This is a genomic window from Moritella sp. PE36 (assembly GCF_000170855.1).
Lineage (GTDB): Bacteria > Pseudomonadota > Gammaproteobacteria > Enterobacterales > Moritellaceae > Moritella.
The window spans coordinates 1-13,074 of record NZ_ABCQ01000052.1 but is presented as its reverse complement, the minus strand read 5'-3'; the positions used below and the strand labels follow the sequence as shown (position 1 = coordinate 13,074).

General features: G+C 46.2%; 5 protein-coding genes. 3 read left to right on the top strand and 2 right to left on the bottom strand.

What is annotated here, in order from left to right:
* The first annotated feature begins 217 nt into the window (after positions 1-217).
* The 3 genes from PE36_RS19520 to PE36_RS19515 all read left to right on the top strand — a co-directional run bounded on the left by PE36_RS19520 (position 218) and on the right by PE36_RS19515 (position 3,172).
* Positions 218-2,341, top strand: a complete 2,124-nt coding sequence (locus PE36_RS19520; protein ID WP_043994878.1) for a methyl-accepting chemotaxis protein — start codon at positions 218-220, stop codon at positions 2,339-2,341.
* Between the two features lie 274 nt (positions 2,342-2,615).
* On the top strand, positions 2,616-2,771 hold the full coding sequence (locus PE36_RS24475; RefSeq protein WP_006033803.1) for a hypothetical protein: 156 nt from the start codon (positions 2,616-2,618) through the stop codon (positions 2,769-2,771).
* A complete protein-coding gene (locus PE36_RS19515; RefSeq protein ID WP_157517826.1) occupies positions 2,768-3,172 on the top strand; it encodes a hypothetical protein in 405 nt (134 codons plus the stop codon). The genes PE36_RS24475 and PE36_RS19515 overlap by 4 nt, the downstream gene beginning before the upstream one ends.
* Before the next feature lie 83 nt (positions 3,173-3,255).
* Here the strand turns inward: PE36_RS19515 and yghU are convergent, their stop codons facing one another.
* Positions 3,256-4,113, bottom strand: coding sequence for a glutathione-dependent disulfide-bond oxidoreductase (yghU, locus tag PE36_RS19510; RefSeq protein WP_006033801.1), 858 nt, complete (start codon positions 4,111-4,113; stop codon positions 3,256-3,258).
* Between the two features lie 107 nt (positions 4,114-4,220).
* On the bottom strand, positions 4,221-13,037 hold the full coding sequence (locus tag PE36_RS19505; RefSeq protein ID WP_232286617.1) for a Calx-beta domain-containing protein: 8,817 nt from the start codon (positions 13,035-13,037) through the stop codon (positions 4,221-4,223).
* Between the last annotated feature and the right edge of the window lie 37 nt (positions 13,038-13,074).

Genomic DNA, 13,074 nt, shown 5'->3' with positions numbered 1-13,074 from the left:
AATCATTCGTTTCAACTCAGTTATAGCCGATAAACCAAGTGGCACTTTAGCATTAACTAAAGCTACGACTTTCATTTGTTACAATTTTAATTTCTTTGCAACACTTTATTAATCTTGTGTAACTTGGTATAAACATAGTTAATATACTTAGTTAGGTATTAATTTGAAATATAAACCTAACTGATGTAACTATATTAGGGTATTAAAGGGAATTATAATGGGTTCGTTATCAGTTCAATGGAAGATCACTTTGCTTTCTGGATGTTGCATTTTGCTTGTCGCAATATCATTAATCAGTTTTACACTTTCATCATCAACTTCCAATCAAGAAATCATTCAGGTCCAAACCAGCAATTCTGTTGGTGAAAAGTCCGAACAATTACTCATGAGCGAAGCTAATACACAAGCTTCTATCGTGCAAAAATATTTAGATGAAGCAACATACCGTGCAGAAATGCTCGCCGAGAGTATCGCCTTTTTGCAGTATAACGCTGAAGAAAACTTCACCAGTAGTGACCAACTGCGTAATTCAGTCTCTGAATTGTTAAAACGTTCAGTACAAAACTTCGATAATATGCATGCCGCGTTTACCACCTTCCTGCCTGATATGCTCGATGGTGAAGACGGTAATTACGCTAACGCCGATTATGTCAGTTCTAATGATAAAGGCCGTTTTTCTGCGTATTGGTATAAAAACAGTCAAAATGAACCGACGCTCACAATTAAAAGTGAACAGCAGATCAACAACACATCGCTGGCAGTCAGTGGACAAGCAAGCAACTTCTGGTATAGCTGTAGCACTCTCAATAACCGCACGTGTGTCATCGAACCTTACTTATACAACGAAAACGGTACATCTCAGTTAATCAGTACCATTACAGTACCACTGCGTAAAGACGGTGACATAATTGGTGTTACGGGGATTGACCTAAAAATAAACGTACTACAACAATATGCATTGCGCGCTGACCAAGCCTTGTTCTCTGGTGCAGGTAAAGTGCAGATTGTCAGTAATAACGGTCAGCTGATTGCAACCGATGGTGATGCTTCAGCGATTGGGTCACAAATTACCGATCCACAATTAAAGCAATGGCTAGTTGATGGCGTAACACAATCACAATGGAGCAAGGATCAGCAATCTTTAACTGTGTTCATGCCGATTAAACTAAATGCCGTCAACTGGGGCGTTGTCATTACGATGCCAAGAACAAGCGTGATGGCTGATGCTCTCGCGTTAAATCAACTCATGGAAGTGCAAGCCGCTGAAAGCCTCAAGGTTCAAATCATCACCGGCGTTATTGTTACCCTATTCGGCTTAGTTATTATCTGGTTTGCAGCAGTCAAATTAGTCGCGCCAATTAAAGCTATCGCCAGCCGTTTACAAGATATCGCAACGGGTGAAGGTGATTTAACCCAGCGCCTAGATGTGCGAACCGCTGATGAGATTGGAGAACTCGCGATTTGGTTCAACCGCTTTTTAGATAAGATCCAAGGCACAATAAAAGATGTAATTGAAACCTCTGATGTCATGAGTAAAACGTCGAAAAAAGCTGAACAAATTGCACTACAATCACGTCAAAGTAGTGAATCACAATTTAGAGAAGTAGACATGGTTGCAACCGCTTCTGAAGAGATGACGCAAACATCAGCGTTAGTATTAGCTAATGCAGACAGAGCCGCTGAAATGGCCAGCCAAGCAGAGCAATCAGCCCAAAGTGGCCAAGCAATCGTACAACAATCGGCAGATACCATGCAAGAGTTAGTCGAAAGAATGGCGATGGCGGTTCCAATTGCTAACGAGCTAGAAAAAAATGGCGGTAACATTAGTGCCATATTGTCAGTGATTGAAGGGATTTCGGAACAAACTAACCTACTGGCACTGAATGCAGCCATTGAAGCAGCGAGAGCCGGTGAACAAGGGCGAGGTTTTGCAGTGGTTGCCGATGAAGTGCGACAACTTGCAAGTCGTACTCATGACTCTGTCGATCAAATTCGCGTGGTTATCGAAGATCTACAAAACGGTACACGCAGTGTGACAAACGCAATATCAGAAGGTAACCACCTTGCCTTAGAAACCGCAACACAAGTTAAAAAAGCAGTGAGCAGCTTGGCGGATATCTCATCATTTGTAGCTGATATTCAGGTGATGAATAGTGAAATCGTTAACGCGGCCAGTGAACAGAAGACAGTATCTACAGAAGTGAATGGTAATGTCGCTAATATCCGCGACTTAAGCCAATCAATTTTAGATCAGTCTACCGAGGCCGAAAAAGTGGGTCAGACTATTGCCAAGTTATCATCACAGCAACAAGTATTGGTTGGTCAGTTTAAAGTCGATTAGTATCGGAGCTAACGAATAGAAATAATAGTGACTATCACCAGCTCCATTGTTTGGTTGGTGATAGTCATCAGCATGTAACAACTCAACCTTAAGTTATAACGACATAGTGAGCTGCAAGCTGCTTATTTAGCATGCCTAGTTGACACTTGATTTTATGCTAAAACGATTACGGCATCACATTGATTTAGTTATTTTTTCATACTTTAACACCATTCTTATCGCGTATTATTAGGGTTAATAACGCTAATAATATGACAAATCAGGGTTCTATAGAATGGAAAATAACCGCTACTTCAATTCAATTAATAGTCATCAATATTTTTATCCCGTAGTGACAGGTGATACGGCACTTGGTGCAGGTTCAATCTTGCTTAAAGGTAATGGTGTAGATTTAGTTGAAAATCTTAAGATAGGAGCTGTATGTTCATGATGCTATCGCAAGATACTCTGGATATTTATATCGATACCTTTCTTTATTCAATGCTCGCATTTCCGCCCTGGCTAGTGGTTTTAATGATATTGACATGGATATGCCCAAAAAGCCTGAACGAACGTTACTTTAAATCACCGCACTTTTCAGTTGGGGAGCAAGCTTTTTATGCCAATTTCCCTTTGACTCATTTTAAAATGTTAATCTATGTTTACGCATTAGCAGGGCCAAAGCGATATTATAAAAGAGAGATGACTGCAATTCGTGACTATGTGCCAAAATGGTACTTTTGCGCCGCGATGATCTGGCTAGCAGGGTTAATTTCAATAATAGTATGTGGTGTTGGTTTAATGATCTTACTATTAATATACATTGAATATTTTCATAATGGCGGGGCTTAACCCTCCCCTATTTTTACGAGCGTTGCCTAATCAAATCATTTTCTTTAAATGCCATATTTTGTATGGCATTTAAAGTATAAACGTTAAGGTTTAAGCTTCAACACATTATCAATATCAGCCGCGCTATGGCGCTCACTTAACGCTTCCCATTCTTCACCTGATGTACGATTCACAATGCGACCACGCTGCACTGCAGGACGCTCAACGATATCCTGAGCCCAACGCAGCAGGTGCTTATAACTTGCAGCATCTAAAAATTCCGCAGCATCATAGGCCTTACCAAGTACCACGTTGCCATACCAAGACCAAATCGCAATATCAGCAATACTATATTCATCACCGGCTATAAATTTATTAACGGCAAGTTGCTTGTCTAACAAGTCGAGTTGACGCTTAACTTCCATCGTAAAACGGTTAATTGGATATTCAAATTTTGCTGGTGCGTAAGCATAGAAATGACCGAAGCCACCACCTAAATAGGGTGCTGAACCTTGTAACCAAAATAGCCAATTCAATACTGTTGTGCGTTTGGCGATATCTTTCGGTAATAAATGACCGAACTTATCCGCAAGGTAAAGCAAGATAGCACCCGATTCAAATACTTCGATTGGCGTATCACCAGAGTGATCCACTAATGCGGGTATTTTAGAGTTTGGATTAATACCAACAAAGCCGGATGAAAACTGTTCGCCCTCGCCAATATTAATAAGATGAGCATCATATTCCGCCTCAGTCACGCCCAAGGCTAACAATTCTTCCAGCATGATGGTGACTTTCTGACCATTCGGCGTACCCAACGAATATAGCTGTAAGGGATGTTGACCCACAGGTAATGCTTTGTCGTGAGTTGCACCAGAAACAGGACGATTTATTGATGCCCATTCCCCGCCACTGTCTTCATCATTTGTCCAAACTCTTGGTGGACTGTATTCGTTTTCCATAATATTTCCCCAGTGCTATCTATTTGAGTCAGTCACTCGATACTAGCTTGATACAGTATAGAGATAAAGACATAAGATAAAATCTGGGGACGTGGTGCACGGCAAATCTAGAATTGATAAGCCAGGGTTAAACTAACATTATCGACATCATTCACATCCAAGAAATAGCGTTTCGCTTCCACTCCTATCTTCCAGTCGTTTGATAACGCATAACCAATCGTCAGCCCAGCATACGGATCGACACCGTCTTGCTTATGCACCAGAGTGACATTTTCAAAAGTACTGTCAATTTCACTGCGCCAAGCAAACGCCCCAGCCATTACTTCACTACTCCACTTGTTGTGTTGCCAGAATTGAAAATTTAGTCCCAGCACAATACCGTCACCAAATACTGGCGTCACTTGTGCTACCGTTTGATGGTAATTGAAAGTATTACTTTGTAATACAGTTTCAGTGTTACCTAGATCCAAATAACCCAATGAGATATTCCACTTAGGCGTCATTTGATAACCCAACGTGATACCCCAACTATTGCCCTTATCGTCAATATCAACAATGTTTTCTGGCGGTATCCCGGTAAGATTTGAATTACCGTGCAAACGGCTTATCCCTGTATTTGCAGCTATCGACCATTTATTCATATCACTCGGAACAAGTCCTGTATCAGCACTCATTGGCACGTCTGTTTTAGTCGTTTCATTTGGAATGGCAACATCATCATTAGCTTGGCTATTAAAACTTAAAGCTGCTAATACCAGCATTAATACTTTTTTCCCGTATTTTCGACCCACTGCCACCAAGAACAAACCAAAACTAAAGAGCCATGGCATTGATCCGCCTCCACCAGATTTATTATGAATTGCACTCGCATCAGGTGCATTCACGGTGATATGAACTTGAGCAACAGCGGTTCCCCCATTACCATCATTAATAGTGTAAGTAACAACATCGTCACCGATATAGTCAGTCGTAGGTATATAAGTAATGCTTGTTTGTCCATTAATGACGACCACACCAAAGTCAACGCTGGCATTTGCAACTGTCAAAGTATCACCGTCACCATCAACATCATTGCTCAATACCTCTATGGTCACTTCAGTATTTTGTATTAATGAAACACTATCATCTTCTGCTACCGGGAAGGTATTACTACTTAGCATTACTGATACACCGCCGGGGTCGATAATAGTGCCATTAGCAATGCCATCATCATCATTCGGCCCACCGTCTTTAATTTGCAATTGCACACACCAACTGTTTTCTTGTAAACCTTCAACCCAGCTACTATCCCCTGGTGGTGGACAATACCCTTGTGCACCTGTCGTACTCATCAGTTTATTATCACTGTCCACAACAAAGTCCGTCCACGCATCGTTACTGTATTTACGGTAAACAGCGCCACTGGGAATAGGTAATAACTGCGGGAATACGATCTTATAAACTTGCCCTGCTTGCGGTAAACCGTAAGCGATATAGTCAAATAAGCCACCGACATTTTTAGCCGCGCTATCAGCGGCTAATTCAGCTTCGCCTAACTGCAAACCACCTTGCGCACTGCTCTGCGATACTGTGCCTTTGCGTAAACAAACACCCGGTTCACCCTCCACTAAGAACTGCGTTTGGGAATTGAGTGTTTCAGGTACTACATTACAGGTTTCCAATTTTTGGCTATCTAGGTAATTCGGAATACCGTCACCATCATCATCACCATAACCTTCATTCTTATCCGGAATGTTGTCACCATCAGTATCCTGTTCATCACTTAACACTGCCAATGTCGCTTTGATGTCTACAAAAATATGCGTAGTCACACTTAAGCGAGGGTCACCATTGTCTGTGGCTACCGCCGTTAATGAATAAGAACCGACCGTATGACCTGCGGGTGAAAAGCTGAAGATTGTTCCGTCATCACTATCGGTATTCACTAATGTCTCACTGGCCCATTCCACGGTCACGGTATCATCCGGATTCGCATCCGTGAGCGTCGCTTGGATAGTGACCACACCATCTTCTTGACTAACCGTCTGACGTATTTCACCATTTTGTTCAATACTAAACGTGAGTACAGGGGCGATATTATTTTCACTGATCACTACTTCAGTACTGGCTTTATTACCCAGATTTAAACCATTCGCGAGCGTCACTATCACCGTCTCATCAGTTTCGATATCACTATCAAAAAAACTGCTAAAGCGGATACTGCCAACTAGCCCTTCATTAATGGTGACTTCTCCATCAATCGCATCATGGTCAGCACTGTCTGCTGTGCCCGTGATAGTGTAAGGCAAGATGAACGGGTAACTTGGTGCTCTACCGTTTAAGATCACTTGCACTTCAACCTCATTACCCTCATGAACAACTTGATCTTTACTCAGTGAGACTAACGGATGCACGATAACCTGTTGTGAGGCAACGCTGCGAACACCGAGAGCATCGGTTGCTTGCCAATAGATGTCATGTAACCCTGGTGCAAACAATAAATTATTGTCCACTAATGAGACTGCAATGGGATCACCATTCTGATCAGTTGCCGTCGCGGTCCCTGTCGTGACTTTAGTGTAAAGCCCTGTAGCATTGACAGTAACGTCATCCGGTACTGTGATGGTTGGCGCTTGGCTTTGAATCACATCTTCAATCGTGAGGGTAAGGGTGGCAGTATCACGAGCATCGTTTCCATCATTAATTGAATAACTTAAATTAACCGTACCAATAAAATCAACATCAGCCTGATAAAGCAGCTCATTATTAACGACTGTCACACTACCGAGATCAGCACTGGCACCTTCGATAACCAATTCATCGCCATCAACATCGCTGTCATTACCTAATACACTTAAGGTGTAGAGGTCATCACTGTTCGCCGTAATAGTTAACGTATCATCCACTGCCACAGGCGCATCATTGACGTTAGTCACCGTTAAGTTAAAGCTATCCAAACTATCTTGCACACCCATGCTATCAGTCACAGTGATGACAATATTGTTAGTTGTACCTAGATTACGGTTTGATGGCGTACCTGACAATTTACCAGTACTGGTGTCGAACGTGGCCCAACTTGGTGTCTTGCTGATACTGAATGTTTGCGTATCATCATTATCCACATCGCTCACTGTCGGAGTGAAACTGTAAACACTGTCTTCAGCTGTCGTCGTCGCAGGTGTTCCGGATATAACAGGCGCTGAGTTAGAACTGGTGATCTCTAAATCAAACGCGGCTAAATCATTGCCCTCTCCACTTGGATCTTCAACTCGGATCACGATATCTGTTGTTGTATCCACACCTGCTGGTTGCGGAACACCCGTTAGAGCCCCAGTGTCTGGATCAAATGCAGCCCAGATAGGTTTATTCGTGATACTAAAGGTCAAAGGCGTATCGCCATCAATATCACTTGCCGTTGGCGTGAAGCTATAAGCATTACCATCGACAAGGCTAGTGGTTGGCGTACCACTGATTGTCGGCGCATCGTTAATCGCGTTAATCGCGATAATTTCTGTTAATGCTGTGCTTGTCTCCAAATTATCATCAGCAATAATCGTTAACGCTACTGAAGACGTATCATTTTCATCGGTTTGAAATAAAATACCCGTGCTATCATCAAGAAAAGCATTAATATCGGCACTTAATCCCGTTAAGGTAATACTGCGACTGCCGTTGTTAGCAGAGCCGGTGATTGTCGTTGCATGCACTGTTGTATTACCATCAGAGGCGAACAATAATCCATTATCCACACGGATAGTCACAGCCAACAAATCATCATTACCATCTGCAATAAGTATATCACTGAGATCTAATGTCGTTTTAACGTCTTCATCTATAACAAAAGGACCAACATTGGCAGTTGCTTCGCTAACAGTTGGGGCATTGTTGGTATTAACCGTATGCACACCACCACTTGAATAAGCGTTAGGCGTATTACTGTTTTCATCGACAATATCAGTATTGCCGTTAAGATCTAAACGCAGTTCACCAATAGTCACGCCTGTATTTACCGTGATATTGTATGTTGCACCTGAGCCACTGATGCTTGTTATTGTTGGTACTACATTACTTGCACCACTGACTAACATCGCGGTAAAATCAGTTGTTGTCACATTTGTCACATCATCACCAAATACCACAGTAAAACTCACACTGGTTGCCGTTTTCGCTGGTGTGCCAGATAAAGTAATACTGGTGATACTTGATAAGATATCAAGGGTGGTTAGCGCCAATTTAACAACATAACCATCATTCTGTAAGTTAGCTACGCTGTCTTCACCAACAACATAAACATCGTAATTAATACCGTCACTTAAGCCTGTAATGGTATTACTACCCATTGTAGCCGAAGTCGTAATATTGCCATTGGCATAAACGGGTACACTGCTGTAGCTCGCGCCAGCTTTAACTTGTGCTGCGGTTGGCGTTGTTTCTCCACTATCAACAATAAGATAATAAACCTTGCCCTCTTCATCCATATTTACGGATAAATCAGCTCCTGTAGCGGTGATGTTTGACAATGAAGGAGTCGAATCAAAGATAGGCGCGGTACCATCGTCGTCATCTGTGATGGTGATTGTTTGTTGCTGAGTACCATTTTCACTGGCATTGCCGCCGCTCACACCAAGGATATCAACGATGATGGTTTCATCGCCTTCAACATCGGTATCTTGCGTTGCAGTTAAGGTCGCGGTACCCGTGGTTTGCCCGGCGGTAATGGTGATGCTGGTTGGCCCGGTGCCGTAGTCCGTGCCGTTGATTGCTGTGCCGCTATAACTTAAACTCACCGTCACCGTTTCAAAGGTGGCGCTGTCTAAAGTCGCGGTAACGATGCTGCTGCCCGCCGCTTCTGCAATAGTTGTTGGCGTTGCCGATAAACTCACGCTGACTGTTTCATCATCGGTGATGGTGACTGTTTGTGTCTGGATACCATTTTCAGATGCATTGCCGCCGCTCACGCCACTGATAGCAACGACGATGGTTTCATCGCCTTCCACATCGGTATCTTGCGTTGCAGTTAACGTCGCGGTACCCGTGGTTTGCCCTGCGGTAATAGTAATACTGGTTGGCCCGGTGCTATAGTCCGTGCCGTTGGTCGCGGTACCTGAATAACTTAAGCTCACCGTCACATCGGCAAAGGTAGCGCTGTCTAAGGTTGCGGTGATAATGCTGCTGCCCGCGGCTTCTGCGATAGTCGTTGGCGTTACCGATAAACTCACGCTGACTGTTTCATCATCGGTGATGGTCACCGTTTTGGACTGTGTGCCATTTTCGCTGGCATTGCCGCCGCTCACGCCACTGATAGCAACGACGATGGTTTCATCGCCTTCCACATTGCTGTCTTGACTCGCCGTTAACGTTGCTGTGCCCGTGGTTTGCCCGGCGGTAATGGTGATGCTGGTTGGCCCGGTGCCATAGTCCGTGCCGTTGGTCGCCGTGCCCGAATAACTTAAGCTCACCGTCACATCGGCAAAAGTGGCATTATCTAAGGTCGCTGTAACGATGCTGCTGCCCGCGGCTTCTGCGATAGTCGTTGGCGTTACCGATAAACTCACGCTGACTGTTTCATCATCGGTGATGGTCACCGTTTTGGACTGTGTGCCATTTTCGCTGGCATTGCCGCCGCTCACGCCACTGATAGCAACGACGATGGTTTCATCGCCTTCTATAGCACTGTCTTGACTGGCCGTTAACGTTGCTGTGCCCGTGGTTTGCCCGGCGGTAATGGTGATGCTGGTTGGCCCGGTGCCATAGTCCGTGCCGTTGGTCGCCGTGCCCGAATAACTTAAGCTCACCGTCACATCGGCAAAAGTGGCATTATCTAAGGTCGCTGTAACGATGCTGCTGCCCGCGGCTTCTGCGATAGTCGTTGGCGTTACCGATAAACTCACGCTGACTGTTTCATCATCGGTGATGGTCACCGTTTTGGACTGTGTGCCATTTTCGCTGGCATTGCCGCCGCTCACGCCACTGATAGCAACGACGATGGTTTCATCGCCTTCTATAGCACTGTCTTGACTGGCCGTTAACGTTGCTGTGCCCGTGGTTTGCCCGGCGGTAATGGTGATGCTGGTTGGCCCGGTGCCGTAGTCCGTGCCGTTGATTGCTGTGCCGCTATAACTTAAACTCACCGTCACCGTTTCAAAGGTGGCGCTGTCTAAAGTCGCGGTAACGATGCTGCTGCCCGCCGCTTCTGCAATAGTTGTTGGCGTTGCCGATAAACTCACGCTGACTGTTTCATCATCGGTGATGGTGACTGTTTGTGTCTGGATACCATTTTCAGATGCATTGCCGCCGCTCACGCCACTGATAGCAACGACGATGGTTTCATCGCCTTCCACATCGGTATCTTGCGTTGCAGTTAACGTCGCGGTACCCGTGGTTTGCCCGGCGGTAATAGTAATACTGGTTGGCCCGGTGCTATAGTCCGTGCCGTTGGTCGCGGTACCTGAATAACTTAAGCTCACCGTCACATCGGCAAAAGTGGCATTATCTAAGGTTGCGGTGATAATGCTGCTGCCCGCAGCTTCTGCTATTGCATTGCTTCCAACAGAGAGGCTCACGCTGACTGTTTCATCATCGGTGATGGTCACCGTTTTGGACTGTGTGCCATTTTCGCTGGCATTGCCGCCGCTCACGCCACTGATAGCAACGACGATGGTTTCATCGCCTTCCACATCGGTATCTTGCGTTGCAGTTAACGTCGCGGTACCCGTGGTTTGCCCTGCGGTAATAGTAATACTGGTTGGCCCGGTGCTATAGTCCGTGCCGTTGGTCGCGGTACCTGAATAACTTAAGCTCACCGTCACATCGGCAAAGGTAGCGCTGTCTAAGGTTGCGGTGATAATGCTGCTGCCCGCAGCTTCTGCTATTGCATTGCTTCCAACAGAGAGGCTCACGCTGACTGTTTCATCATCGGTGATGGTCACCGTTTTGGACTGTGTGCCATTTTCGCTGGCATTGCCGCCGCTCACGCCACTGATAGCAACGACGATGGTTTCATCGCCTTCTATAGCACTGTCTTGACTGGCCGTTAACGTTGCTGTGCCCGTGGTTTGCCCGGCGGTAATGGTGATGCTGGTTGGCCCGGTGCCATAGTCCGTGCCGTTGGTCGCCGTGCCCGAATAACTTAAGCTCACCGTCACATCGGCAAAAGTGGCATTATCTAAGGTCGCTGTAACGATGCTGCTGCCCGCGGCTTCTGCGATAGTCGTTGGCGTTACCGATAAACTCACGCTGACTGTTTCATCATCGGTGATGGTCACCGTTTTGGACTGTGTGCCATTTTCGCTGGCATTGCCGCCGCTCACGCCACTGATAGCAACGACGATGGTTTCATCGCCTTCCACATCGGTATCTTGCGTTGCAGTTAACGTCGCGGTACCCGTGGTTTGCCCTGCGGTAATAGTAATACTGGTTGGCCCGGTGCTATAGTCCGTGCCGTTGGTCGCGGTACCTGAATAACTTAAGCTCACCGTCACATCGGCAAAGGTAGCGCTGTCTAAGGTTGCGGTGATAATGCTGCTGCCCGCAGCTTCTGCTATTGCATTGCTTCCAACAGAGAGGCTCACGCTGACTGTTTCATCATCGGTGATGGTCACCGTTTTGGACTGTGTGCCATTTTCGCTGGCATTGCCGCCGCTCACGCCACTGATAGCAACGACGATGGTTTCATCGCCTTCTATAGCACTGTCTTGACTGGCCGTTAACGTTGCTGTGCCCGTGGTTTGCCCGGCGGTAATGGTGATGCTGGTTGGCCCGGTGCCGTAGTCCGTGCCGTTGATTGCTGTGCCGCTATAACTTAAACTCACCGTCACCGTTTCAAAGGTGGCGCTGTCTAAAGTCGCGGTAACGATGCTGCTGCCCGCCGCTTCTGCAATAGTTGTTGGCGTTGCCGATAAACTCACGCTGACTGTTTCATCATCGGTGATGGTGACTGTTTGTGTCTGGATACCATTTTCAGATGCATTGCCGCCGCTCACGCCACTGATAGCAACGACGATGGTTTCATCGCCTTCCACATCGGTATCTTGCGTTGCAGTTAACGTCGCGGTACCCGTGGTTTGCCCTGCGGTAATAGTAATACTGGTTGGCCCGGTGCTATAGTCCGTGCCGTTGGTCGCGGTACCTGAATAACTTAAGCTCACCGTCACATCGGCAAAGGTAGCGCTGTCTAAGGTTGCGGTGATAATGCTGCTGCCCGCAGCTTCTGCTATTGCATTGCTTCCAACAGAGAGGCTCACGCTGACTGTTTCATCATCGGTGATGGTCACCGTTTTGGACTGTGTGCCATTTTCGCTGGCATTGCCGCCGCTCACGCCACTGATAGCAACGACGATGGTTTCATCGCCTTCTATAGCACTGTCTTGACTGGCCGTTAACGTTGCTGTGCCCGTGGTTTGCCCGGCGGTAATGGTGATGCTGGTTGGCCCGGTGCCATAGTCCGTGCCGTTGGTCGCCGTGCCCGAATAACTTAAGCTCACCGTCACATCGGCAAAAGTGGCATTATCTAAGGTCGCTGTAACGATGCTGCTGCCCGCGGCTTCTGCGATAGTCGTTGGCGTTACCGATAAACTCACGCTGACTGTTTCATCATCGGTGATGGTCACCGTTTTGGACTGTGTGCCATTTTCGCTGGCATTGCCGCCGCTCACGCCACTGATAGCAACGACGATGGTTTCATCGCCTTCTATAGCACTGTCTTGACTGGCCGTTAACGTTGCTGTGCCCGTGGTTTGCCCGGCGGTAATGGTGATGCTGGTTGGCCCGGTGCCATAGTCCGTGCCGTTGGTCGCCGTGCCCGAATAACTTAAGCTCACCGTCACATCGGCAAAAGTGGCATTATCTAAGGTCGCTGTAACGATGCTGCTGCCCGCGGCTTCTGCGATAGTCGTTGGCGTTACCGATAAACTCACGCTGACTGTTTCATCATCGGTGATGGTCACCGTTTTGGACTGTGTGCCATTTTCGCTGGCATTGCCG

Coding starts and splice junctions, on each gene's coding strand:
- PE36_RS19515 (WP_157517826.1), top strand. CDS start 2,768: ATGATGCTATCGCAAGATACTCTGGATATTTATATCGATACCTTTCTT.
- yghU (WP_006033801.1), bottom strand. CDS start 4,113: ATGGAAAACGAATACAGTCCACCAAGAGTTTGGACAAATGATGAAGAC.
- PE36_RS19520 (WP_043994878.1), top strand. CDS start 218: ATGGGTTCGTTATCAGTTCAATGGAAGATCACTTTGCTTTCTGGATGT.
- PE36_RS24475 (WP_006033803.1), top strand. CDS start 2,616: ATGGAAAATAACCGCTACTTCAATTCAATTAATAGTCATCAATATTTT.